The sequence below is a fragment of the Mycobacteroides franklinii genome (genome assembly GCF_002013895.1).
Lineage (GTDB): Bacteria > Actinomycetota > Actinomycetes > Mycobacteriales > Mycobacteriaceae > Mycobacterium > Mycobacterium franklinii.
In genome coordinates this window covers 98,600-122,233 of record NZ_MAFQ01000016.1, presented here as the reverse complement: position 1 = coordinate 122,233, position 23,634 = coordinate 98,600, and the positions used below count along the sequence as shown (strand labels likewise).

Genomic DNA, 23,634 nt, shown 5'->3' with positions numbered 1-23,634 from the left:
GATGACGCCCTGGAGCGTGATTTCCCTAGCGCCATGAACATGACGGGATACCTGCGTAGGACTTGCCGCTAACCGCGCCACCCGCGAAGGATGCCAGTCCTCATTGCGTCAGGCGCATCAGCGAAACATCAACAGACACCTGTTTCGCGCGGCCGATAGATCCGCTTGTGGATCGGTACGGAGGGCTTCGATTCTCACCGGGCGCGCTCATTAGCCAGCACCGTCACCTGATAGCGGACGGTCGCTGCTTTAAGACGACCATCCAACCGATTTCTTCACAAGCCGCCGTGATCACCCTCGTGCACGGCGCACGTACCGCGCTCGAAGCGTGAGTTGTCAAGCGGTGTAGAAGTTCTCGCTTCAGTTCCCCGTTGTCAGCGTGTTCGCGGGCTCTTCCGCCGCAACGAGAGGTACCAAAACTCCTGGCCGTCGCTCACATGCGCGATCACTGCCCGCATCTGGTCTTCATCGGAACTCAGGGCACACGTCACTCAACGACCAGATCCGGCGGAACTGAAACAACTACACAGCGAATCTGCGCTCGCCGCGAGGTGGTCTAGAGGAGAGCATTGAGCTGAGCGAAGGCATCCTGGTCCGGGTCGCGTTGGGCTTCAAACTCGACGAATGCGCTGGCTTCGTCCGCGACGTCCGGACCGTGCAGAAATCGCATGAGTGCAACGGTCATGTCCATACCGGCTGCAACTCCCGATGAAGTCCAGCGATCACGGTCTTGGACCCAGCGGGCTTGTGCGACCCACGTAACATCGCTTCCGTGTTCGGCGGCCCACCGAAAGGCTCGCTTGTTCGAGGTGGCCCGGTATCCATCGAGCAGCCCCGCTGCCGCCAGTAGCGCAGACCCAGTACAGACCGAGGTAACCAATTCGGCGCGGGCCGAGAACGCAGCCAGCCACGACAGAAAATCGCGGTCCGCAACCAACCGCCGGGCACCCAAGCCGCCCGGCACCAGTACGATGTCTCCGGCGACTGCCGTCCGATATCCTTGTGTGGCAACTACTTCCGGTCCTTGATTACTGCGAACCGCACCAACTTCAGGGCCAACCAATGTGACGGAGAACAGGTCCGGAAACACAGTGAGCAGTTCCACTGGGCCAAACACATCCAGAAGCTCGAACCCATCAAAAAGCACTATCGACACTTCACGCTGGGCACCAGCCACGGCCGCCTCCTCGATTCGGCTATCCCCTTTGACTCAGGTTACTGGCTAGACGGCGACCCATACCACCGAATTTTCCTGCCGCTGAAGTACTTCAGGCTCAGATGAGTCCGTGTGGTACAGCTGCCGTATTCAAATCGAATGGAGCATACGCCACTACGGCGGCGGTGCCGCCTTCGATGTAGTGATCGAGATTAACCAGGCATTATCGATCGAACTTGCCTCTGTAACAAAGCACTTCGTTGCCTAACTAGAAACATCTTTCGACTCTCCGACATGACCACGTGGCCGTCCGATGTGGATGCACCGTACTGGCAATGGCCTAATCCTCACGAAAACCGGCAGTTCTTCATCTGGCACACCAAGGAATGAAGAATGCACACTTAAACTGTGACATACGCGAATCATCCTGAACAACAAGAGAAAACACTCCGTCTAAATGCAGAACAAGTTGGGCTGCCCGGCACAGCTGTGGCACAAGCTGCCCTCCAGCTCGTGCTGCGTGCCGAATCACCGGCCATTGCCAATCACAGCGTGCGGAGCTTTCTGTTCGCCCGGTTACTCGCGCCGCACATCGGTCTCACCGCAGGCAAGGATTTCGATGAAGAGCTGCTGTTTCTGTCGTGCATCTTGCATGACGTCTCGCTCTCGACCCTGGCGAAAAGGAACACCCGTTTCGAGGTTGACAGCGCAGACCTCGCCGCCGAGTTCCTTAGCGAACAAGGAGTATCGGCCAACGACGTGGACGCGATCTGGGAAGCGATCGCGCTACATAACGCGTTCGTCATTGCCGAGCGAAAAGGACCACTGACGTCGTTGACCTATCAGGGCGTCGCTATCGACTTCGGCGGGACCCTCGGTCTACCAGCCACACATGAGGCTGCGGTGACCGCTGAGATCGGAGCCGTGATCCATACCGCCTACCCGCGATTCAACATGACAACATCAATTGTCGACGCCGTTGCCGAACACGCCGCCGCTGACCCACGGAATGCGCCCCGCTACACCGCACCGGGCGAAATCCTGCGCGAACGAAGAGAACTCGGCACTACCTACGTGGAACAACTTGCCGCTGAAGGCTCGCGCTGGGGTAACTGAACAACCAAAGATCCTGCCAACAAACCAACTAATCCACAGCGGCACAACGCTCTCCGCTTCATTCCTGCATCAAATGCACGAGCCAAGCAAGTAAAAACGAAAGGGAACACTCACATGTCCAAGCCCGAATTTTTTGATACGCCAGGCTACGGGGAAATCCTCCGCGCCCACTACAGCTACAGTCAGGCACTGCGTATCGGAGATCGCGTGGAGATCTCCGGCCAGGGCGGATGGGAAGACGACCAATCCTTTACGGACCAGTCGCTAGAGCAAGAGATCGACAAGGCCTTTGACAATGTCGAAAAGACTTTGGTTGCCGCGGGCGCCACATGGCACGACGTTGTTAACGTCCACACCTATCACGTTCCCACGCGCGACGGAGCCATCGGCGACGACCACATGGAGGCCGTAGTAAGCCAGTTCCGCAAGCGGGCTGGCGGGCATCTGCCACTCTGGACTGCGCTAGGTGTGAGAGCACTAGGACTGCCTGAGATGCGCATCGAGATCACGGTTGTCGCCATCGTTGGCGCCGGCAGCAAGTAGCGCAGCAGGTCTCGGCAGCGGCGGTTGTCCCGGCGGTGTCTACGCCCTGAGACAGCCGCCGCCCTGCGGTAAGTCCTGCATTCACTGCCGCGGACACCTCGACGGGACGAGCCACCCTCTCTAGCGACAATGCGCTGCGTGTGGCCTCTTGCCAATGCGGCTACAGGACAGGTCGATTGGATACCAACGAAGTGTCAGATGCCCAGCAAGGTCACACACGACAGGGTGCTGGCGACGTCATCCTGGAAGTACTCAACTCAGCTGGTCTCCCCGCTGAACCGGACATGTTTTGACCGTCCGACTACCTGGGCACGCAGCGGACGATCAAATGGCCGGATCCTTACGCTGTAAGGCAGAACAGCCACTGTTCATGCAGCCGCCGGGAGGCCAGGGTTGAATACTGATGGATAAACACAGCATCGCAGTCGTCGCCCTTGACGGTGTCACGGCTCTTGACCTGGCTATTCCAATAGATGTTTTCACGGTTGAGCCTGACACCCCATACGACGTGAAAGTGTGCGCGATATCCGATCGCGTCACGATGGCATCGGGTCTGACCCTGGCGATAGACCACGGACTCGACGTGGTGTTCGATGCGGATACCGTCATCGTGCCCGGCTATCAGGCAGTGAACCGGCCGGTGCCTCCTTCAGTGGTTGACGCGCTAGTCACGAGTTTGGCGCGAGGTGCCAGGCTGGCGTCGATCTGTACAGGTGCGTTCGCGCTAGCGGCCGCAGGCATTCTCGATGGCCTACGCGCCACCACACACTGGCAGCATCTGGACGAACTTGAGACGCGGTTTCCATCGGTGCGGATCGACCGGGACGTCCTTTACGTCGACAACGGGAATGTTTTGACCTCCGCCGGAATGTGCTGTGGGATCGACATGTGTCTGCACATCGCGATGCGGGACCTTGGCGCCGCCACGGCAAATCAGATCGCGCGCGCGTTGGTCGCGCCGCCTCATCGCAGCGGTGGCCAGGCACAGTACGTTCCGGCTCCGGTCGCCGTGGCCGGCGACGCCTCGTTGGCGGGTACAAGGGCCTGGGCATTAGGTCATCTGGCGGATCCTATTACCGTCTCAGAAATGGCCAAGCACGCACGGATGTCGATGCGGAACTTCACGCGGCGCTTCACTGAGCAAACGGGCACAACTCCCATGCAGTGGTTGGCCAATGCACGTCTTACATCTGCGCGCGAGATGCTCGAGACAACTGACTACCCGATCGACCGTGTGGCCCGGTCTTCTGGATTGGGATCAGCGGCCAATTTGCGTCTTCATTTTCGTCGCGCCCTCGCCACAACTCCGACCGCGTACCGCCAAACCTTCTCATGTGAATACGACACGGCGAGGGCCGTCTGAGCCGGCTGAAGTAGATTACGAGCAGCACTAATTGGGCGTGGACTGCTGCGATCCAGCCGCCGCGGAGTTCGTGTAGCTCAATGCGCAGCGCAGTTAGGCGGACAGGGCCAGTCTCGGCCGGCCATCATGCATTCTGCCGCGCCAGACGCTGACATAAACCGGCAGCGATAGCAGCTGTCGAGATGCGCCGGAGATCGGCGGGGCGCGCCTAGCTACTTTTACAAGATATCGGCGTGTCGTAGAAGCTTGTTCATCTTCGTTGCATGCAAGTCCGCTCCCACGCCGACCTTCGAAACTTGCAACGGGCTGTGGGCGACAAGATCGCCGCACACTGGATTTCCACCCGGGACAGCGAGCCCAGTAAGTCACGCCGGCAGCTGAAGCGGGACGGTGAGATCGTGTGCTGGTCAGCCGAGGGGAGGTAGCAGCAGCGGCTGTAGTCGGTAACCGGGCGGCTCGGTGCCGTGTAGATGGCGCACAAAGTAGTCCCAGGTGCGGCGCAGCGAATAGTGCAGCCAGCCGTACAGCGAGTGCTCGGCACCAGGAATCATGATCAGGTCGAAGTCCTTGTCCGCCTTGATGAGTGCATCGGCTAGCCGCATCGTCATGTACGGGTGTGCGTTGTCGTCGAGTTCACCGTGGATGAGCAGCAGCTTGCCTTTGAGGTTGGCGGCCAGCGTGGTGTTCGAGATCGCCGCTTTGCCTTCGGCGCTCAGATCGCCGTGGTAGTGCTCGGCCCACATCGCCAGGTTGAGGGCGTTGTCATGATTGCCCGAGACCGCGACGGCCACCGAGTAGAAGTCCGGATAGCGCAGCACGGCACGCGCCGCGGCGAACGCCCCGGCGGACTGTCCCGTAATCCCGACCCGGGCAGTGTCCAGCCACGGATACCGCTGTCCGAGTTCGCGGATCGCGGCGATATGGTCGTCCAGGGCTCCAGCGTTGCCGAGATCCCCATAGGAGTGGTCATGAAATGCCTTGCTGCGCCCCGCGCTTCCACGACCGTCGATAGCCACCACCGCGAACCCGAGCGCGGCGAATGCCTCCGGTTCGCCATAATGCGGCGGGTTGAACATCGGTCCGGCGCGGTAGAGCTGCGGCCCCGGATAGATGTGTTCGATGATCGGGTACGTGCGGTCCGGGTCCAGATCGTGCGGCCGCCAGAGCAGACCGTAGATGGGGGTTCTGCCGTCCGCTGCGATCGCCTGGAACCGTTCCGGGGGTTGCCAGTCCAGAATCTTGAGGTCTTCGGTGTCGGGCGTCTCCAACTCCACTAACACCTGACCATCCCCGTCGAGTGCCACTGAGCGTGGCGGCAGGCTGGGGCTTGAGGCTCGATCTACAAGGTAGCCGCCCTGCGGCGGGCTGACCGCATCATGATCCAGATCGTCGTCTGTGAGTCGGGTGAATCCGTTGCCGTCCAGCCCGATTCGACAGAGCTGCCGCAGGTACGGGTCGGCCTCGACCAGACCGTTGGCCGTGAAGTACACCTGTCGAGCCTTCTGGTCGACCCATAACACGCTGCTCACCAGCCACGGCCCGGCGGTGATCTGGGTGACCCGGTCGCAGTCGGCCGAATAGAGGTACAGGTGGCCCCAACCGTCGCGTTGCGACCACCACAGGATCTCCCCAGTTTCCAGGACGTGCACCATGTGCGGGTCGCCGAGTAGCACGGTCGGGTCGACCCGGGTTTCGCCCGTTTCGGTGATTAGCGTGCTGACCTCGCCGGTCGACGGGTCGAGGCCACGCAGTTGTAACGTCCGGGCGTCGCGCGATTGGTGCAGGTAATGAACGGCGTTCGCACTCGACCACCAGGCGTAGACGAGTGCAACATTGTGCATGATCGGTGTCGGCTCGGTCTGCTGCCGTACGATCGTGCGTTGCTCGACGTCGAGCACATTCCAGGTCATCGTTGCAACGGTGTCCTCGCCGGGCATGGTGTAGCGGGTGCGGTGTTCCACCGGCCGGCCACCGTCGGCCGGGCTCGATTCGACGAGCACCAGTTCGGGCACCTCACGTTGATCGATGCGCTGCACCAGGATTCGACTGGAATCGGGCGACCAATGCAGAATCAGCGGCGCCGGAATACCGAGCGCACGTGTCAGCGCCCGCCCGCCGGTAGTCCCTGGCAGGCCGCCGTAATCGAAATAGGGTTCAGCGTCATCGGTGAGGGCATGTTCGGTGCCATCGGCCCGGCTGCGGACCCAGATATTGCCATCGCGGCGGAACGCATCCCACCGCTCATCGGGAGACGGGATCGCGCCCGGAATGGTTGCGGCGGTGTCCGATTCGGTGCAGGCGCTGTCCGCCCATTGCCAATTCCGGCCGAACGCGCTGAACAGTACGGTGTCGTCGGCCCGAATTTCCACGGCCTGTATCGGTAGATCGGCACCGGTCACCGCATGCCCAACTGCCGCCGACAGTGCGGCGGCCAGCGCGTCGTGGTCGAAGGCGGCACGACGAGTCCTCAGGTCGGGATCGACCGCGACGTACCGGGTTCCGATCCGGTACCAGAATCGGGCACCGTCGGCGAACCACTCCGGTGTCAGCACCGTGCCCGGCACCCGCCGGGCCCGGTGCGGGAAAAGCATCTGCTCGGCACGCGCATAATCGGAATCGCTCAGCAATGTCGTCACACCAGCCATGCAACACCCGGACGTAGCGGCACAGTCAAGAGCGACTTGACCGTGCCGCAGCGGCACAGCGTCTGGTGGCGCAATGCCGTTCATCGCCGTCGCCTACCTGGGTTCACATTTCCTGAGCTTTCTCGGCAACGGGATCCTGGCGGTGGCGCTGCCGTTGATCGTGCTGCACGACTACCGCGAGCCCCCTCAGCGTCGGCGCGGTCTCGACGGCGACCGCGGTGCCTGCGCTGTTAGTCGGACTGTGCGCCGGAGTGCTGATCGACCGGGTGAACCGGCGTACCTGTTCGATCATCTCGGACCTGGTGTCGGCCGCCGCCGTCGTAGCGATCCCGCTGGTGGATTTGGCGACCGGGCTGACCATCAGCTGGCTGGTGGCGCTGGCGATCCTCGGTTCGTTCGGCGACGTCCCCGGCATGACGGCTCGGCAGGTGATGGTGCCGGTGGTGGCCCGAGATGCCGGGGTGCCGTTGGAGCGGCTGATCGGTCTACGCCAATCGATGACCTCGGCGGCGCTGGTGATTGGGCCAGCCGCGGCGGACACACTGCTGACGTTGTTCAACGGCAGCACGGTGCTTTTCGTGACGGCGGCGACATCATCAGCAGCAGCACTGGTCACCGTGACCCTGCCACCAAGGCTCGGACAGGTGGAAAGTGCTGCCGCCAATCATGATTCGCTGCTGGGTAAACTGACCGCCGGCGCGGCTGCCCTGCGCGGCAGCCGGTTCCTGATCAGCACCGTCACCCTCACCGTGGGTCTGGCAGTGGCGCTGGGCGGGCTGCAGGGACTGGTGCTACCGCTGTACTTCAGCGAGTTGTCCCGGCCCGATCTACTGGGTTTCGTGCTGACCGCGCTGGCAGTCGGCATGCTGGTCGGCACCACGGTGTTCGCCGCAGTCAGCGCGCGGATGTCACGGCGACGGTGGCTGGTCGGCGCCCTGAGCGGGACCACTACGGGATTCCTGCTGCTCGCGACACTGGCCGGTCCGGGCTGGGTGTTCGCGGGCGCCGCGCTGTTCGGTATCGGCAACTCGGTACTGGGAGCGGAGCTGGGAGTGCTGCAGGCCCAACGCATCCCGGACCGAATCCGGGGCCGGGGCCGGGTGCTGAGCCTGCAGAACGCCTGCCTGCAGGTGGCCGTCCCAGCCGGAGTCGGACTCGCAAGTCTGATGGCCGAATGAGACTCGCCGGTCGCGGCCGGGCTCGCCCTGTTCGCCTTCTGGCTTTCGGTACTAGTCCTAGCGGGGACGGTGTCGCGCCAGTCGACCGATGTCTAGCTGAAGCCAGCGGCCGTCGCCGCAAAGACGACACCCGAAGGCATATCAGCCAATACGTATCGCTGAAACGTTTACTAGAAATCTTTCTCGAGGTCGGGTTGTCTGGAGATGAGACGACCTTGCTGGAATCAAACCGGCCATCCGTCGCAGACACTGAAAACATCCCGTTGACTGTGCCGTTGGGGCATGGTCAACACTGGTGTCGTGAGCGCTGCTGCAGACAAACGTTCCCGGGACCAGGATCGCCGTCGACCAGGCTGGCCCGAAGCAGGTGCGGCTGTGCTGGCGGCCGCGGTGCTCTACACAGTTGGGGCGGTAGCGGTTCTCCGGCTACCACCCGGCTGTCCGATTTCGCCCGGTCAGGCGAACTTCCTTGTCTCGGGCCTTGCTCCATTGGGAGCTTTCGCTCTCGCAGCACTCATCCGGTTCCGAGATGTACGCCCTTTCGGGGTGCGGCGCACGGATGCCGGTTGGCTGTTCGTGGCCCCGGGAATTGGCCTGGCATGCTTCGTGTTGAGCTGGCCGGTCTCGGCACTGTTCGACCCGCTCTTCCCTGGCTCGGAAAGCGTCCAGCAAGGTTATCGGGACGCGGCCAGCGCTGGCTTGTCCTCACTCGTGGTGACCGTTGCGCTCGGCGGGCTGCTCACGCCCCTGGGTGAAGAGGCGCTGTTTCGCGGCGTCTTGGCACAGTTCCTTTTACGTTGGGGCACTTGGATCGGTCTGGTGGTCAGCGCAGCCATCTTCGCTCTCGCTCACGGCATCAACGCTGTCATGCCACTGGCATTCGTCATCGGGCTCAGCACCGGACTGCTGCTGCAGCTTTCCGGCTCTATCTGGCCAGGAGTGCTGGTCCATGCCGTCTACAACAGTTTGGGTATCTTTTACCACGCCGCCGCCGGTGGCTGACTCGAATCAGCATCCCGGGCCATCAAGGCAAATAGTGCGGCGGTTCATCGGCACCTTCATGTCTAGATGGGGTCGCTGCTGGAGTAGCTGTCGGTTGTTTGTGGGCGCTCGCCGTAGCGTTGGGCATATGCCTGGTGTTTGCGTGCATTCTTTTCGCGGTTGACGTTGTCGGCGAGTTTGGGGTTCAGGCCGTGCGTGGCCAGGCGGTGACGACGCCAGATCTTGTTGAGGGCGTGGGTCATCAGGATGGCCCAGACGTAGATGGGCAGTGTGATCGCGGTATGTAACAGGAGTCCGCCGGGGAGGAGCCAGAATGGGGCCAGGATGAAGTGGGGCGGGATGACGTATCGGATCATGTGGCGGCGGATGGCGCCGGGACCGGCCAGGTCGTTAGCGACCCAGTCGCGCATGCTGTCAGGCAGACGCTTGCCGTAGGCGTAGGTGATGTATTGCCACGTGGTGGGTCGGTCGGTGGCCATAGACATACTCCTGAGCGTTGTTGATTCGCCCGCATTTCGGCACGCCCGCTGGGGGCCGAAATCTGCGGGATCCGGCAGATCTTGCGGTTCCCACCGGGGCCTGTGTAGCAGACAGCCCTGCTGAATAGGGTAACCACGGTGGGAACCAGTCGGAACTATAGACCACCGTTGTGCTGCGATATTGCCGGGTTGCTAATCTGTGCATGTTGTCGCATTGGTGAGGTGGTGTTGTGGTGGACGCGCGTCAGCCGCTGTATCGGATGAAGGCGGATTTCTTCAAAACGCTGGGCCATCCGGTGCGGATACGGGTGTTGGAGTTGCTTAGTGAGCGCGATCAAGCTGTCTCCGAGATGCTCCCGGAGGTTGGGATCGAGCCTGCGAATTTGTCGCAGCAGTTAGCGGTGCTGCGCAGAGCTGGTTTGGTGACGGCGCGCCGTGAAGGGCTATCTGTGCTGTACACGTTGACTTCTCCGCAGGTGGCCGAGCTGTTGGCCACCGCGCGGCGGATTTTGACTGGGGTGAATGCCGATCAAGCCGAATGGCTTGATGGTGCCGTCCCGGTCCCTGTGGGGTCTGCGCGGGTAGCGCGGACCCGGCGCTAGCCGGAGGTAGGGCCGTTACCTCCGGCTAGCGCCCTCTGGTTGCTTGTTTTCTTAATTAGCGTGCTTTGTTGATAGTTAGATCCTGAAGAGCTGGTGAGGAGCGGTTGTGGTGAGTTCGGTGGACGCAGTGGATACGACAGTTCAGGGTTTGGCGCCTGCGCCGACTACCCATGCGGGGGTGTTGTTGTGGGTGGCGGAGATGGCTGAGTTGCTGGGCCCGGACAAGGTGGTGTGGTGTGACGGGTCGCGTGCGGAGTGGGATCGCCTGACCAAGCAGTTGGTGGCCAAGGGCACGTTCGTGCCGTTGCGGGGTAAGCCGAATTCTTTTTGGGCTGCGTCGGATCCGGCGGATGTAGCGCGGGTCGAGGACCGCACGTTCATCTGCTCAGACAATGCGGCCGATGCCGGTCCGACCAACAATTGGATGGACCCGGTGGATATGACCACGATCATGACCGAGGAATACCGGGGTGCGATGGCGGGGCGCACGATGTATGTAATCGCATTCTGCATGGGCCCGTTGGGGGCTGATGACCCGAAGTTCGGTGTGCAGGTGACCGATTCGGAGTATGTGGCAGTCTCGATGCAGATCATGACCCGCTCTGGCGCGCAGGTGTGGGATCGCCTCGGGCTGCGCGGCCGGTTCGTCAAATGCGTGCACTCTGTGGGCGCTCCGCTGGCACCGGGGCAAGCTGACGCGCCGTGGCCCTGTGATGAGACCAAATACATTTCGCATTTCCCGGCCACCCGCACCATCTGGAGTTATGGCTCGGGCTATGGCGGTAACGCACTGTTGGGCAAGAAGTGTTTCGCGTTGCGGATCGCCTCGGTAATGGCCCGCGATGAGGGCTGGCTGGCCGAACACATGCTGATCCTCAAACTCACCTCCCCCGAAGGTGTTGTGAAATATGTGGCCGCGGCGTTCCCCTCCTCGTGCGGCAAAACGAACATGGCGATGCTGGCCCCAGCGTTGCCGGGCTGGACCGCCGAAACGATCGGCGATGACATCGCCTGGATGCGGTTCGGGGCCGATGGGCGCCTGTACGCGGTCAATCCCGAAGCCGGATTCTTCGGGGTCGCGCCCGGTACCGGGCGGGCCACCAATCCGCACGCGATGGACACCATCGAGCTGGGCAACTCGATCTTCACCAACACCGCGCTGACCAACGACGGAGACGTGTGGTGGGAAGGTGCGACCGACACCCCGCCCGAACACTTGACCGACTGGCGCGGCCAGCACTGGACGCCGGCATCCACCGAGCCTGCCGCGCAACCGAATTCACGCTATTGCACCCCGATCGCGCAGTGCCCGACTGTGGCCCCCGAATGGGATGACCCCACGGGGGTGCCGATCTCGGCGATCTTCTTCGGCGGCCGGCGCGCCAGCACCGTCCCGCTGATCACCGAATCCCGCAACTGGCGTCACGGGGTGTTCCTGGCCTCCACGCTGTCCTCGGAAACCACAGCAGCTGCCGCCGGTGAAGTCGGTGTCTTGCGCCGTGACCCGATGGCGATGCGTCCCTTCTTGGGCTATCACGTCGGCGACTACTTTGCGCACTGGCTCAACATCGGTACCCGCAGCGATCCGGATCTGCTGCCGAAGATCTTCTATGTCAATTGGTTCCGCCGCGGCACCGATGGCAAGCTCCTGTGGCCGGGTTTCGGGGATAATGCCCGCGTCCTCAAGTGGGCACTGGAGCGCCTCGAAGCCACCGCTGACGCGGTCGCAACCCCAATCGGCTACCTGCCCACCGTTGATGCGATCGATCGCACCGGGCTGGATATCAGCGATCAGGACCTCGAAGAGGCGCTGTCGGTGAACATCGACGAATGGATCGCCGAAGCCGAGTCGATCGATTACTGGTATGCCAGCATCGGCGGCAACCGGCTGCCCGATGACCTGCGGGTCGAGCTGGGCGCCCTGCGGACACGACTGGTCGAAGCACGGCAGGGATGCGCCGGCTCGGCCACCGAATCACGGTGACCATCAACCCAGATGAGGCTCCGGTGCCGCAGCGGGGCCCGATCGGTCACGGGGTCCGGTGATGGGTGCAGCCGGTATCGGCGCGGTGGCGCGGCTGCTGCCGCGACGCAACGATTACGCCGGTTTGAGTCGGTCATGGCGCCGCGACATCCTGGCTGGGATCACCGTCGGGGTGGTTGCGCTGCCGCTGGCGTTGGCGTTCGGGATCAGCTCGGGGGCCGGGGCCGCCGCAGGCCTGATCACGGCGGTGATCGCCGGTGTGATCGCCGCGGTGTTCGGTGGCTCACATGTGCAAGTGTCCGGGCCCACCGGGGCGATGGCGGTCGTGTTGGCCCCCATCGTGGCTCAATATGGCAGCGGCAGTTTGGCTTTGGTCACTATCCTGGCCGGGATCATCGTGGTGGCCGCGGGCATCACCGGGTTGGGTCGTGCGGTTACGTTCATCCCGTGGCCTGTGATCGAAGGCTTCACCCTGGGGATTGCCGCGATCATCTTCCTGCAGCAAGTCCCCGCCGCCGTGGGCCTGTCGGCGCCGCAGGGCCACCCCCCGCTGGCCGCCGCGATCGACGTTCTCATGCACACCCGCTGGAGCATGGCCGCACCACCATTGTTGGTGGTGGGATTCGTTGCGGCGCTGATGGTTGGCCTGCCGCGGCTACACCGTGCCATCCCCGAATCATTGACAGCGGTCGTGGCCGCAACTGTGCTGGTGACCGCCACAGGATTGTCGGTCGCCCGTATCGGCGAATTGCCTTCGCGGCTACCGGCGCCGCTGCTACCGCACGCCAATCTGGCTGCCTTGCAAGCCCTTCTGGGAGCAGCAGTGGCAATTGCCGCCTTGGCTGCGATCGAATCGCTGCTGTCGGCGCGGGTCGCGGCCGCCATGTCACCCACCGGCCCCTACGATCCCGACCGCGAACTCGTCGGGCAGGGCCTGGCCTCGGTGGCCTCCGGGATGTTCGGCGGGATGCCGGCCACCGGAGCGATCGCCCGCACCGCCGTCAATGTCCGATCCGGGGCCCGCACCCGTGTTGCGGCGATCACACACTCAGTTCTGCTGCTCGCGGTGGTGTACCTGGCCAGCGAGCCAGTGGCTGCCATCCCGTTAGCCGCACTCTCGGCGGTCCTGATGATCACCTCCTTCCGGATGATCTCGGCGCGCACTGCGGTCACGATCCTGCGCTCTACCCGCTCCGATGCCCTGACCTTTGCTCTCACCGCAGTTGTCACGATCTGTTTCGATCTGATCGAAGCGGTGGAAATCGGCATCGTGGTGGCCGCCTTCTTCGCCCTACGCGTCGTGGCGCGACGCAGCAGTGTCACCCGCGAAGAACTACCCGGCCCTCCAGAGCCGGGCGATGAGAGAATCGCGCTGCTGCGCCTGGATGGCTCCATGTTTTTCGGTGCGGCCGAACGCATCTCGAATACCATCACCGACGCCGACCATCCCGACGTCAATGTCGTGATCATCCGCATGTCCCAACTGGGCATGCTTGATGCCACCGGCGCACACACGCTGGCCCAGATCGCCGAAGACCTAGAGGCCCGCGGCATCACCGTGATCATCAAAGGTGTACGGCCAGAACACCTTAAGCTCCTCACTAATGTCGGTGTCATCGAATCGCTACGTCACGAAAAACACCTCATCGACACCCTCGAGGACGCCATCGCCCATGCCCGCACCCATGCCACCGGCACCCACCCACCCACAAACACCTAACAGGAAGCCTGCATGAATTCTTGGATGTACATCGCCGCACTCCTTGCGTTAACGAGCGGAGCCGTATTCGTGGTGTGGAAGCTCCAGCGCTAAGACATGCAAGCCGTATTAAGACTGTTCGACGACGCCTTGTAAGCGAAAGGGCCGCACCTGTGAGCTACGCCCACGACTCGGCGCACGCCAAGATCCTCATGGAGGGCCTTGGGGGTGGGGTGTGCCTGCTGGCAGTGCACTGGCACGTCCAGGAGGCCGACAGGCAAGCTCACCTACCGCGGATCCGGGCGACCACGTTGGGCATAATCCGTTCGCTTATCGGCGAGGGCTTGTTCGAGCTGGGCACGATGGCGCCAAACGCACACCGATTTGTGCCGACCGATGATCCCGAAGCTGCACTACGCGAGGTCCGCGCCGACTACGTCGACAACTTTGACGTATTCGGATGGCAGTACCACTGGTGGCTGATCATCACCGCGCAAGGCAGACAGTTGGCCGAGCCCCTCATCACGGCCTATCAACGTGAACTTTAAGACACCCCAACAACGTTCAGAGCGCAAAGGAGCAGCTCCATGGGTAATCCGGTCATCGTCGAAGCGACGCGCAGCCCCATCGGCAAACGCGGTGGATGGCTCGCGGGCCTACATCCCGCCGAGCTGCTGGCAGCATCCAGAAGTCGGTGATTGCGCGCGCGGGCCTAGATCCCCACGAGGTCGAGCAAGTCATCGGCGGCTGCGTGACCCAGTTCGGCGAGCAGGGCGGGCACATCACCCGGCAGGCGTGGCTGCACGCCGGGCTGCCCGAGGCCACCGGCGCCACCACCATCGACTGCCAGTGCGGCAGCGCGCAGCAGGCAGGCCAACCACCTCATCGCCGGCTTGATCTACTCGGGTGCCATCGACACCGGCATCGCCTGCGGTATCGAATCGATGAGCCGCGTACCGCTCGGCGCCAACGTCGGTGGCACCGGCATTCCGCGCCCCGCCTCGTGGGATATCGACATGCCGAACCAGTTCGAGGCCGCCGAGCGCATTGCCAAGCGTCGCGGCATCACCCGCGCCGACGTGGACGGCCTGGGCGTGCGCTCGCAGGCACTGACGAGTGAAAAACGCGGTATCGCCACACGGTGTCGATACCGCGTTCGCGCCGGCTCCGGTCGTAGGTCGCGAGATCCGTCAATTTGGAGAGGCGCGGGGCGTCTCGCAGAAGTGCAGCGGAGACCCGGCCGAATGCCCCCCCCCCCCCCCGTCCGTGTGGGCGCGGACCTGCTGCCGGTAGGCGCAGGCCGCTCTGGCGTAGGGCTTGGACTCCTCATTCTCGTCAGCTTCAGCTGAACTCGCCGCCGGATCTGACATGTGGCCCCGTCCTCGTTCGCTAGTTCCCGCCTGCACCGGGCGGTACCGCTGCCGTGAGTACGGCGTTGTCTATGAGCACGACTGCGATGGCGGCGGCAGTGGCGAAGGTTTCGGTGTTGAGGACTCGGTTGCGGGCCGAAGCGCCATCTAAGAGCAGCGCCAGCTGTTCGCCGAGCTGTTCGGGGTCGGTGGCACCGGCCTCGCGCGCGGTTTCAGTGAGCCGCGCAGCAAACGCCCTCTTGTAGTCGGCGGCGCGTACGCGTGCCGGGTGGTCCGGGTTGGGGAGTTCGACGGCCGCCGCGATGAACGGGCACAGCGGCGCATGAATGTCGAAGGCGGCCATGAGCCGCTCTCGGGGTGTGAGGTCGGTGCGGTCGAACACCTCGGGCAGGAGGTCGGGATCGAACCGGCGGAGGTGCTCGGCGATCAGCTCATCTTTGCCGCTGAAGTGCTGGTAAAACGTGCGCTTGGACACCTGGGCCACCGCGCAGAGCTGGTCCAGGCCGGTGCTGTTGATGCCTTGATCACGGAACAGTTGTCGTGAAGCGCCCAGGATCCGCTCTCGTGCGCCCCTGCCGCGGCGCAGGCCCCGCGGCCCCTTTTCTAGCTCCGTCACGTACCCAGTCTAACCCAGGCCGGTACGGATCGGTGTACATAGCTTGCGCTCCCTGTCGCCGGTCGCTACGTTAAGTAATCAGATCGGTGTACATAACATCGGCACTTTCCGATAGAGGGAGTAATCGTGGGAAAACTCGATGGCAAGGTCGCAGTAATCACGGGCGGAACAAGTGGTATGGCGCTGGCCGGCGCCAAGTTGTTCGTCGAGGAGGGCGCTCATGTCTTCATCACGGGCCGACGTAAGGACGCGGTGGAGGAGGCCGTCGAACTGATCGGGCGGAACGTGACTGGTGTGCAAGGTGATTCAGCCGACCTCGGCGATCTGGACCGTTTGTTCGACGTGGTCAAACAGGAGAAAGGCTCCATTGACGTGTTGTGGGCAAGCGCCGGGACGGGCAAGCAGGCCAAGCTCGGCGAGATCACCGAGGAGGACTTCCATGACGCCTTCTGGTTGAACGCGCGCGGCACGCTGTTCACAGTGCAGAAGGCACTACCGCTGTTCAACGATGGCGGCTCGATCTTCATGACCGGGTCAAACGCCTCGCTTCGGGGCTACCCCAATTGGAGTGTGTACGCGGGAAGCAAGGCCGTGTTGCCCGCCTACGCGCGGGCGTGGGTCTCTGAGTTGAGGGACCGCAAGATCCGGGTGAACGTGCTGACCCCCGGCCAGGTCGCCACGCCGGCTCTGGAGCAGGTAATGACCGCGGAGCAGAAGGCTCAGTTCGAGTCCGTGATCCCGCGGCGCGAGTCGGGCCGCCCCGAGGAGATCGCGTCGGCCGCATTGTTCCTCGCCTCGGATGACTCGAGCTATGTCAACGGCACGGAGCTGGTGGTCGACGGCGGCACCACGGTGATCTAAGTGACAGACACCGGGACGCGCGCCGACGAAGACATCGCCGCACCGGCCCGCACACATCAGCGCTAGATCACCGGCCTTCCGATCTTCCGCAAATCCGTTGCGGTCGTTGGCTATCGAGTGGGCGCACCGAGCAGATCTCACACACCGCAGAGCAAAAAGCACCTAAGGAGTAACCATGACCACTTTCACCCCACACCGCGACACCGTGGAATCCTTCGTCGACTACATGCACGGCGGCGCTGACAAAGACGCTCTTTCCGGCCTCCTCGCCGAGGACGTGGTGTTGTTCAGCCCGCTCGACAATGAGCCAGTCACCGGCCGCCGGGAAGTCCTGGAAGCCATGCAGGGGATCGGCGGGGCGGCCGACCTCACCTACAAGGAAGTCCTCACCGGCGAGACGCATCACGCCGCATATTTTCGGCTACAGATCGAAGACACCGTGGTCGACGGGATGGACTACATCCTGCTCGACGCAGACGGCAAGATCGCCGCGGTCACCGTATTTTGGCGCCCCCTGCCGTCCGGTGTCCGGATGCAGCGCCGCCTTGCGGCAAGGTGGCGGTGATCACCGGCGGTTCCAGTGGTATGGCGCTTGCCGGTGCCAGGTTGTTCGTCCAGGAAGGCGCGCACGTTGTCATCACGGGCCGACGGAAGGAAGTGGTCGATGAGGCTGTCATGCTGATTGGCCGCAATGCGACTGGCGTGCAGGCTGATTCGGCGAATCTAGATGATCTGGACCGTTTGTTCGACGTAGTCAGGCGGGAGAAGGGCGCCATCGACGTGTTGTGGGCCAATGCCGGCACGGCCGAAGAAGGCAGGCTTGGCCAGATCACTGAGGAACACTTCGACGCCACGTTCGGGCTCAACGCCCGCGGCACACTGTTCACGGTGCAAAAAGCGCTGCCACAGGCACCGCGGACCGACGATGCAATCAACCAGACTCGGCGATCCGGTCAGTAATGGTCTCGGCCGCTCTGCCGAGCCCGATCAGGTCCGTCTTCGTCAACGGTTCCACCACCAATTCGCGCACCTTCGCGACGTGCAACGGGGCCGCGGCGCCGACCCGCCGCATTCCGGCCTTCGTGAGCTCGACCACGCTTACCCTGCCGTCATCGGCGCTGACACGCTTGATCACCAACCCGTTGTCGGCGAGGCGCCTGACCACGTGCGATAACCGCGACAACGAGGAGTTGGCACGGGCGGCGAGCTCAGACATCCGCAGCGTCCTGTCGTCGGCTTCCGACAGATTCGCCAACACCAGGTACTCGAACATCGTCAATCCGGTGGTGCGCTGCAGATCGCTTTCCAGGGCCGCCGGAAGCTCCATGATCATCGACAGGAGCTGACGCCACGCACGCTGCTGGTCGTCGTCGAGCCACACCGTTTCGCGTCGACGACGATCACGCTTGGGTCGCGTCATAGCGACGACCCGATGGTGTCCCATCGCACAGCTGTCATCCGAGCCTCCTGATCCGCCTGAAGGATAGTTCCACCATCAACCATTGACGGTGAGCCGCCGACCGGCGACGGCTCACGTTGCGGAAACCCTCAGCACCAGCGCTTCCCTGGGAAACAACCCTCAACCCCTGTGGCACCGGCGATGGCGCCTGGTCGTCATCGAGGCGTCGCGGTCTGAGTCGCGTGGGCAATGAGTGCGATACAGACCATTAGTTGACGCGTCACGTTAATACGGTCTAGTTTGATTGAAGCATCAACTAATCTCCCCGGGCGCCCGGCATGAATGCGCGATTCGCAGGTGTAGCCGCTCGGGCCAAACCTGTTCGCAAACCGACGTCTTCGAGGAGCCAACGTGAACATCGCGGTATGGATCGCATCCGGATTACTCGCCGCCGCATATCTCTTTATCGGTGGCACGAAACTGCTGACGTCCAAGGAGCGTCTCGCGGAGAACCCCTCCATGGCTGGCGCCGCCGAGGCGTTGTCTGCGAGGTCGATCAAACTTATCGGCGGCGTCGAGGTGGCCGGCGCTCTCGGTCTGATCCTGCCGTGGCTCACCGGCATCGCGCCTATCCTGACGCCTGCCGCTGCCCTGGGGCTCGCGCTGCTGCAGGTGGGCGCGGCGGTGTTCCACGGTCGCCGCGGGGAGTACAGCAATTGGCCCGTGAACGCCGTGTTCCTGGCGCTGGCGATCTTCATCGCGGCCGCTCGGGCCGCGGAGGTCGTGCGATGACCAGCACTCGGCAATATGCCATCGTAGGCACCGGCAGCATCGGCACGGTTCTGGCGCAACGGTTCTCTGACCATCACGTTCCAGCACTCTGGGCCAACACGCGAGGCCCGGAGACGATCGACGTCACCGAACTGTCTGCCTTGATCACACCGGCCACCCTCGACACGGCCCTGGATGCAGACGTGATCATCTTGGCCATTCCGTTCCTGAAGGTCCGTGAGCTGGGTGGGCGCCGTCCCGACTGGTCGGGCAAGATCGTCGTCGACGCGACGAACGCGTTTCTGGTGCCCAATTCTGAGCAAATCCTCGGCGGACGCCTCTCGACCGAGTTCAACGCCGAGGCGTTCCCGGGCGCCGCGGTGGTCAAGTCGTTCAACCAAACCGCCGCCAGGCAGCTCGCGCAGAAGCGCCCACCCGAATTCGGTAAACGCGTGGTCTTCGTCGCCAGCGACGACTTCACAGCAAGCGCGGCGGTAGCCGGGCTGTGCACTGATCTCGGCTTCGCCCCCATCGAACTCGGACGTCTCGACGAGGGTGGTGTACTGATCCAGGCCCGCAACGCCCTGGTCTTACGCGAACTCTACGAGCTGCCGGCCGAACTCGAGAAGAGTATTCAGGTGACGTCGGCGGTTGGGCGGGATCTGCTCCCCGGCACGTGGACGATCGACCCCGTGCACTCTTCCATCACGTTCTCGGTTCGCCACCTGATGGTGGGCAGGGTACGTGGGCGGTTCGGCGACTTCTCCGGGGCGATCACGGTGCCCGAGAACGGAACTCCGAGCATTACGGCGACCATCGCGGTCGGGTCGGTGGACACCGGCAACCCAACCCGCGACGAGCACCTGCGGGCACCCGACATATTCGGCGCCGACGAGTTCCCCACCGCGACCCTTGTCTCGGTCGACATGCACGGCACCGGGCAGAACGACTGGGTGCTCATAATCGACTTCACCCTGCGCGGAATCACCAAACGCCTACCTCTGGCGTTCTCATTTCTCGGCGTGAGCGCCGGCATGGGTCACGGTGACGTGGCGGGGTTCGAAGGTGTGATCACACTCAGGCGTAGCGATTTCGGCGTCCTGACCGACACTCCCGTGCTCGCCGGGGGCGGCCCGATGCTCGGAGACGCCGTCGAGGTCACCGTGTGTTTAGAGGCGGTCAAGGCACCCGCCGCGCCGACGAGATGAGAGGGCGGCGCCGCACCCGCGTGGGCCCCGCGTCGACCGCAGCAGTCCTTGGGCAACAACATCTTTCATGGGATGGTGACCCGATGCTCAAGGCCGGAAGAAATGACACGAAACTGAGAAATACCGCCGATGACTCGTAGTGGGACAACGCGCCCTGACCACTGCCCACAAGGCTTGGGAGATGACACGCCGTTTGAGAACTGACAGGCTGGCCGCTGCTGCGCCGATGAACCACCTAGGAGGGTTCGTCGGCGGCGCAAGAGTCGGCGTCTGTCACCAGATGGTGCAGGATCCGTTCGTGGAGGACCGTCAACTGGTCGAGTTCAGCCGGGGTGAGCAGGTCCAGAAAAACACGGCGGACGTCTGCAACGTGGCCGGGCGCCGCCTTATCGATGGCGGTGCGGCCAACCGGAAGCAGGCAGACCATCGTGCTGCGGGCGTCGGCGGGGTTGGGCTCGCGGCTGATCAGCCCACTTTTTTCCATGCCCCGAAGCTGGTGGGACAGACGGCTCTTCTCCCAACCCAGTGCATTGCGCAACTGATGGGAAGGCATGCGGTCACCGTCGTGATCGGAGAGCAAGGCCAGGACCTCGTAGTCGGCCCCGGACAGGCCCGATTCCTGCAGGCCCCGGTCTAAGTGCACGCCGACCTGATGACGCGCGTCGATGAAGGCCCGCCAGGCGCGAAGTTCGCGCGGGTTCAGCCAGTTCGGCTCCACCTGCCTCGATACCCCCTCTCGATTGGTTGACTCCTCATCCATATCCACTTATGGTGGAGTACTCAACCTATTTCGATCGTACGTCAAGACGGGATACGTCATGAGCAGCATCAGCATCATCGGCGTGGGGAACATGGCCAGGGCCTTGGCCGGCCGTGCGCTCGCTGGCGGCAACGCGGTCGAGATCATCGGCCGCGACCCGTCCAAAGCCGAAGCGTTGGCCGCCGCGCTCGGCGGCGCCACCGTCGGTAGGGCCGGTACGGCCCCGGCCGGGGACATCGTCGTCCTCGCCGTGCCATACGGCAGCGCGGCGGCGGTTATCAGTCAGTACGGGGACACCCTGAACGGCAAGGTCAGGGGCGCTGCCCATGGCGCGGGCACTGGAGAACGCCACTCTGCTGCAACTGGGCCTGGCCACCCACTGCGTCAAGAACCCGAATCTCTTCCTCGGCGTCAGCGTCCTGCGCTGAGCGCACCACCACCATTTCCCGCCCCCGCGCTCGTCGTTCTAGGCGCACAAGGCACCAGCAGAACACCTCACTCCACCTACCTGAGAAGGACAGTCACATGCACGTTTTCGTCACTGGCGGAACCGGCCACGCCGGTTCGCACATCATCCCCGAACTCATCGCCGCCGGGCACGACGTCACCGCCCTGGCCCGGTCGGAGGCATCCGCGACGGCTCTGTCCGCGCTCGGCGCCAAGGTGCGTCGCGGCAGCCTTGAAGATCTCGACGGGCTCAAGGAAGCGGCCGCGAACGCCGACGGCGTCATCCACGTCGGGCACCGGCAAGACCTACTTCCCTCCGGCGGGATGGATGCCGTGGCCGCCGCCGAACTCCCGATCATGCTCGCCTACGGCGAGGCACTGCAGGGGACCGGAAAGCCACTGGTCGCAGCAGGCAGCATCGGCTCGCCTGGAAACCTGGGCCGACCGGCCACCGAGGACGACCCGGCCCTTCCTAGCGGGGAGGAGCATAGGGGCACGCTACGGGCTCGTAACATCGTGGAACGGGCCGTAATCGGCCTGGCCGAGCAGGGAGTGCGGTCCTCGATCGTGCGGCTCCCACTCATCGCACACGACACGACCGATAACACTGGCTTCCTGCCGGGGCTGATCGCGCTCGCGAAGGAGAAGGGCGTCGTCGGCTACCCCGGCGACGGCATGAATGTGTGGAACGCCGTGCACATCCGCGATGTCGGCTCTCTGTTCCGCCTGGCGCTGGAGAAGGGTCCGGCCGGCAGGTATTGGCACGCGGTCCAGGATGAGGCCATCGCGTTCCGCGACATCGCCGAGGCCATCGGCGGCCGCCTGGATCTACCCACCGTGAGCATTCCCCTAGATGTCCTGATGCTGCCGGGATACTTCGGCATGTTCACGAATCTGGTCACCGGATCCTTCCCGGCGACCAGCCTCATCACCCGCCAAACCCTGGGCTGGGAACCCCTTCAGCCCAGCCTGTTCGCCGATCTAGACAACGGCCACTACTTCCCTGCCGGCTGATGGCCTAGGCACACCGACCAAATCGCACACGCTCAACCCACACACTATGAGAGGAGTAACCATGGCCACGTTCGCCCCGCACCGCGGCACCGTGGAGGCGTTCGTCGACTGCATCCACGGCGGCGCAGACAAAGACACTCTCACCGGCTTGCTCGCCGAGGACGTGGTGCTGTACAGCCCGTTCGGTGACGAGCCAGTCGTCGGCCGCGAGACCGCCGTGCAGACCATCAAGACCGTCAACAAACTGTCGTCCGACGACACCTACCTGGAGGTCCTCAGCGGCGACACCCACCATGCCGCACACTTCCGGCTACAAGTCGGAGACGCCGCGGTCAACGGCATCTTCTTCGTCCTGCTCGACAAGGACGGCAAGATCGCCGAAGTCAGCATCTTCTACCGCACGCTGCCGGCCGGCGTCGCGCTGCAACGCAACCTTGCGGATGCAATTGGCATGCAGCCCTGGGAACTGCGCACCAGCCGGGAGTGACGACCAAGACCGTGCCCTCCTTGGCGACGGCCTCGGCCAGCTCAGTCGCTTTCAGTCAGCCTCGGATGCCTTCCCTGGGCTTTGTCGGGACCTCACCAAGCCGGGCTTCGGAGTGGGGGAATCGATCCTTTAGATAATCAGTCAAGAGAGGACATCTCATGAGCAGCATCAGCATCATCGGCACCGGAAACATGGCGGGTACCATCGCCACGCTGGCAGTAGCAGGCGGCAACACCGTCGAGGTCATCGGCCGCGATCAGTCCAAAGCCGCCGATCTGGCCAGGACTCTCGGCGGCAGCACCACTGCCGGAGAGTTCGGTGCCGTCCCGGCCGGGGACATCGTCATCGTGGCCCTCGGGTACGCCAACGTCGTTCCCGTCGTCGCCCAGTACGGAGACGCACTCGCGGACAAGGTGATCGTCGACATCTGCAACCCCGTGAACTCCGCGGCCGACGGGCTCGCTATCCCCGACGGCACCTCCATTGCGCAGAACGTTGCCGAGCAAGCCCCGGCCAGCGCCAGCGTGGTCAAGGCCTTCAACACCACCTTCGGTGCCGTCCTAGCCAAGGGCCAACCGATGGACGTCCTCATCGCCGGCGACGACGAGCACGCCAAGGCCCGCGTTGCCCAGTTCATCGAGAGCATGACACTGCGCCCGCTCGATGTCGGCGGCTTGACCATGGCGCACTACCTGGAAGGAACGGGCCTGGTCATGATCGGTCTGGCACAACACGGAGTGGGGAACTTCGACTTCGCACTCGATGTCACCGTCCCCGGCTGAACCACAACACCGCCACCCGGCCGCAGAAGTGAACGACGAGCAGGCAAGCACACCTCAAGTACTAGGGCGGACGTTGCGACCGCCCGTGGTCAGCGTCAGCCGACGATGGTCCGGTCGAAGGAGGAGTCGCCCAGATGCCCAGCTACACAACC

22 protein-coding genes and 3 pseudogenes are annotated in these 23,634 nt (G+C 63.5%); 19 read left to right on the top strand and 6 right to left on the bottom strand.

All coding sequences use genetic code 11. The annotated features are described in order from the left end of the window. Positions 1 to 556: 556 nt before the first annotated feature. Positions 557 to 1,177 carry a DJ-1/PfpI family protein gene (locus tag B4393_RS23650; RefSeq protein ID WP_078336198.1) on the bottom strand — a complete coding sequence of 207 codons (621 nt, stop codon included), beginning with the start codon at positions 1,175 to 1,177 and terminating at the stop codon, positions 557 to 559. Positions 1,178 to 1,645: 468 nt separating this feature from the next. Here B4393_RS23650 and B4393_RS23645 point away from each other — a divergent pair, with 468 nt between their 5' ends. The 3 genes from B4393_RS23645 to B4393_RS23635 all read left to right on the top strand — a co-directional run bounded on the left by B4393_RS23645 (position 1,646) and on the right by B4393_RS23635 (position 4,178). Next, the gene (locus tag B4393_RS23645; protein ID WP_236743239.1) at positions 1,646 to 2,272 is read left to right on the top strand and encodes an HD domain-containing protein; all 627 of its coding nucleotides are present in this window, start codon (positions 1,646 to 1,648) and stop codon (positions 2,270 to 2,272) included. Between the two features lie 114 nt (positions 2,273 to 2,386). Beyond that, a complete protein-coding gene (locus B4393_RS23640; protein ID WP_078280836.1) occupies positions 2,387 to 2,815 on the top strand; it encodes a Rid family hydrolase in 429 nt (142 codons plus the stop codon). 403 nt (positions 2,816 to 3,218) lie between these two features. After that, a complete protein-coding gene (locus B4393_RS23635) occupies positions 3,219 to 4,178 on the top strand; it encodes a GlxA family transcriptional regulator (protein ID WP_078336196.1) in 960 nt (319 codons plus the stop codon). A gap of 407 nt (positions 4,179 to 4,585) precedes the next feature. Here the strand turns inward: B4393_RS23635 and B4393_RS23630 are convergent, their stop codons facing one another. Further along, entirely contained in the window at positions 4,586 to 6,814 is a 2,229-nt protein-coding gene (locus B4393_RS23630; protein WP_078336212.1) for a S9 family peptidase, read from the bottom strand. Positions 6,815 to 7,008: 194 nt separating this feature from the next. Here B4393_RS23630 and B4393_RS23625 point away from each other — a divergent pair. Together B4393_RS23625 and B4393_RS23620 are read left to right on the top strand one after the other, a co-directional pair. Further along, a pseudogene (locus B4393_RS23625) lies at positions 7,009 to 8,001 on the top strand (MFS transporter); the annotation flags it as partial. Between the two features lie 300 nt (positions 8,002 to 8,301). Then, a complete protein-coding gene (locus B4393_RS23620; RefSeq protein WP_236743238.1) occupies positions 8,302 to 9,003 on the top strand; it encodes a type II CAAX endopeptidase family protein in 702 nt (233 codons plus the stop codon). Positions 9,004 to 9,065: 62 nt separating this feature from the next. On the opposite strand, the gene B4393_RS23615 is transcribed toward B4393_RS23620, so the two are convergent. Beyond that, positions 9,066 to 9,482: a DUF5313 domain-containing protein gene (locus B4393_RS23615; RefSeq protein WP_078336193.1), complete on the bottom strand. Its 417-nt coding sequence runs from the start codon at positions 9,480 to 9,482 to the stop codon at positions 9,066 to 9,068. Positions 9,483 to 9,715: 233 nt separating this feature from the next. Between B4393_RS23615 and B4393_RS23610 the strand changes: the two genes are divergently transcribed. From B4393_RS23610 to B4393_RS23590, 5 genes and pseudogenes are all read left to right on the top strand, one after another. Then, positions 9,716 to 10,084, top strand: coding sequence for an ArsR/SmtB family transcription factor (locus B4393_RS23610; RefSeq protein WP_078336211.1), 369 nt, complete (start codon positions 9,716 to 9,718; stop codon positions 10,082 to 10,084). A 118-nt stretch (positions 10,085 to 10,202) separates the two neighbouring features. Next, positions 10,203 to 12,068: a phosphoenolpyruvate carboxykinase (GTP) gene (locus B4393_RS23605; protein ID WP_078336210.1), complete on the top strand. Its 1,866-nt coding sequence runs from the start codon at positions 10,203 to 10,205 to the stop codon at positions 12,066 to 12,068. 61 nt (positions 12,069 to 12,129) lie between these two features. Beyond that, the gene (locus B4393_RS23600; RefSeq protein WP_078336192.1) at positions 12,130 to 13,788 is read left to right on the top strand and encodes a SulP family inorganic anion transporter; all 1,659 of its coding nucleotides are present in this window, start codon (positions 12,130 to 12,132) and stop codon (positions 13,786 to 13,788) included. A 152-nt stretch (positions 13,789 to 13,940) separates the two neighbouring features. After that, a complete protein-coding gene (locus B4393_RS23595; protein WP_078336191.1) occupies positions 13,941 to 14,315 on the top strand; it encodes a hypothetical protein in 375 nt (124 codons plus the stop codon). A 39-nt stretch (positions 14,316 to 14,354) separates the two neighbouring features. Continuing rightward, a pseudogene (locus tag B4393_RS23590) lies at positions 14,355 to 14,873 on the top strand (thiolase family protein); the annotation flags it as partial. 283 nt (positions 14,874 to 15,156) lie between these two features. Here B4393_RS23590 and B4393_RS23585 read toward each other — a convergent pair. Beyond that, the gene (locus B4393_RS23585; protein ID WP_078336190.1) at positions 15,157 to 15,753 is read right to left on the bottom strand and encodes a TetR/AcrR family transcriptional regulator; all 597 of its coding nucleotides are present in this window, start codon (positions 15,751 to 15,753) and stop codon (positions 15,157 to 15,159) included. Positions 15,754 to 15,879: 126 nt separating this feature from the next. On the opposite strand from B4393_RS23585, the gene B4393_RS23580 reads away from it, so the two are divergent. From B4393_RS23580 to B4393_RS23570, 3 genes are all read left to right on the top strand, one after another. Continuing rightward, complete coding sequence (locus B4393_RS23580) at positions 15,880 to 16,614, top strand: SDR family NAD(P)-dependent oxidoreductase (protein ID WP_078336189.1); 735 nt, start codon at positions 15,880 to 15,882, stop codon at positions 16,612 to 16,614. Positions 16,615 to 16,789: 175 nt separating this feature from the next. After that, complete coding sequence (locus B4393_RS23575) at positions 16,790 to 17,179, top strand: nuclear transport factor 2 family protein (RefSeq protein ID WP_078336188.1); 390 nt, start codon at positions 16,790 to 16,792, stop codon at positions 17,177 to 17,179. Then, the gene (locus B4393_RS23570; protein ID WP_236743237.1) at positions 17,176 to 17,574 is read left to right on the top strand and encodes an SDR family NAD(P)-dependent oxidoreductase; all 399 of its coding nucleotides are present in this window, start codon (positions 17,176 to 17,178) and stop codon (positions 17,572 to 17,574) included. Before B4393_RS23575 ends, B4393_RS23570 begins: the two co-directional genes overlap by 4 nt. Here the strand turns inward: B4393_RS23570 and B4393_RS23565 are convergent. Then, positions 17,546 to 18,034 carry a MarR family winged helix-turn-helix transcriptional regulator gene (locus tag B4393_RS23565; RefSeq protein ID WP_078336187.1) on the bottom strand — a complete coding sequence of 163 codons (489 nt, stop codon included), beginning with the start codon at positions 18,032 to 18,034 and terminating at the stop codon, positions 17,546 to 17,548. The genes B4393_RS23570 and B4393_RS23565 overlap by 29 nt on opposite strands. A gap of 390 nt (positions 18,035 to 18,424) precedes the next feature. Between B4393_RS23565 and B4393_RS23560 the strand changes: the two genes are divergently transcribed. Further along, complete coding sequence (locus B4393_RS23560) at positions 18,425 to 18,805, top strand: DoxX family protein (RefSeq protein WP_078336186.1); 381 nt, start codon at positions 18,425 to 18,427, stop codon at positions 18,803 to 18,805. After that, positions 18,802 to 19,992, top strand: a complete 1,191-nt coding sequence (locus B4393_RS28425) for a YceI family protein (protein ID WP_078336185.1) — start codon at positions 18,802 to 18,804, stop codon at positions 19,990 to 19,992. The genes B4393_RS23560 and B4393_RS28425 overlap by 4 nt, the downstream gene beginning before the upstream one ends. 235 nt (positions 19,993 to 20,227) lie before the next feature. On the opposite strand, the gene B4393_RS23550 is transcribed toward B4393_RS28425, so the two are convergent. After that, positions 20,228 to 20,710: a MarR family winged helix-turn-helix transcriptional regulator gene (locus tag B4393_RS23550; protein WP_078336209.1), complete on the bottom strand. Its 483-nt coding sequence runs from the start codon at positions 20,708 to 20,710 to the stop codon at positions 20,228 to 20,230. Here B4393_RS23550 and B4393_RS28420 point away from each other — a divergent pair. From B4393_RS28420 to B4393_RS23530, 4 genes and pseudogenes are all read left to right on the top strand, one after another. Continuing rightward, a pseudogene (locus B4393_RS28420) lies at positions 20,658 to 21,002 on the top strand (NAD(P)-binding domain-containing protein); the annotation flags it as partial. The gene B4393_RS23550 and the pseudogene B4393_RS28420 sit on opposite strands and share 53 nt — an antisense overlap. 275 nt (positions 21,003 to 21,277) lie before the next feature. Further along, positions 21,278 to 22,213 carry an SDR family oxidoreductase gene (locus B4393_RS23540; protein ID WP_078336184.1) on the top strand — a complete coding sequence of 312 codons (936 nt, stop codon included), beginning with the start codon at positions 21,278 to 21,280 and terminating at the stop codon, positions 22,211 to 22,213. A 61-nt stretch (positions 22,214 to 22,274) separates the two neighbouring features. Continuing rightward, positions 22,275 to 22,700 carry a nuclear transport factor 2 family protein gene (locus tag B4393_RS23535; RefSeq protein ID WP_078336183.1) on the top strand — a complete coding sequence of 142 codons (426 nt, stop codon included), beginning with the start codon at positions 22,275 to 22,277 and terminating at the stop codon, positions 22,698 to 22,700. A 158-nt stretch (positions 22,701 to 22,858) separates the two neighbouring features. Beyond that, the gene (locus tag B4393_RS23530; RefSeq protein WP_078336182.1) at positions 22,859 to 23,482 is read left to right on the top strand and encodes an NADPH-dependent F420 reductase; all 624 of its coding nucleotides are present in this window, start codon (positions 22,859 to 22,861) and stop codon (positions 23,480 to 23,482) included. Positions 23,483 to 23,634: the final 152 nt, after the last annotated feature.

What these genes read in the sequence shown, in the direction of transcription:
- B4393_RS23640 (WP_078280836.1), top strand. Translation starts at nt 2,387, where the DNA reads ATGTCCAAGCCCGAATTTTTTGATACGCCAGGCTACGGGGAAATCCTC.
- B4393_RS23635 (WP_078336196.1), top strand. Translation starts at nt 3,219, where the DNA reads ATGGATAAACACAGCATCGCAGTCGTCGCCCTTGACGGTGTCACGGCT.
- B4393_RS23615 (WP_078336193.1), bottom strand. Translation starts at nt 9,482, where the DNA reads ATGGCCACCGACCGACCCACCACGTGGCAATACATCACCTACGCCTAC.
- B4393_RS23600 (WP_078336192.1), top strand. Translation starts at nt 12,130, where the DNA reads ATGGGTGCAGCCGGTATCGGCGCGGTGGCGCGGCTGCTGCCGCGACGC.
- B4393_RS23575 (WP_078336188.1), top strand. Translation starts at nt 16,790, where the DNA reads ATGACCACTTTCACCCCACACCGCGACACCGTGGAATCCTTCGTCGAC.
- B4393_RS23565 (WP_078336187.1), bottom strand. Translation starts at nt 18,034, where the DNA reads ATGACGCGACCCAAGCGTGATCGTCGTCGACGCGAAACGGTGTGGCTC.
- B4393_RS28425 (WP_078336185.1), top strand. Translation starts at nt 18,802, where the DNA reads ATGACCAGCACTCGGCAATATGCCATCGTAGGCACCGGCAGCATCGGC.
- B4393_RS23540 (WP_078336184.1), top strand. Translation starts at nt 21,278, where the DNA reads ATGCACGTTTTCGTCACTGGCGGAACCGGCCACGCCGGTTCGCACATC.
- B4393_RS23535 (WP_078336183.1), top strand. Translation starts at nt 22,275, where the DNA reads ATGGCCACGTTCGCCCCGCACCGCGGCACCGTGGAGGCGTTCGTCGAC.
- B4393_RS23530 (WP_078336182.1), top strand. Translation starts at nt 22,859, where the DNA reads ATGAGCAGCATCAGCATCATCGGCACCGGAAACATGGCGGGTACCATC.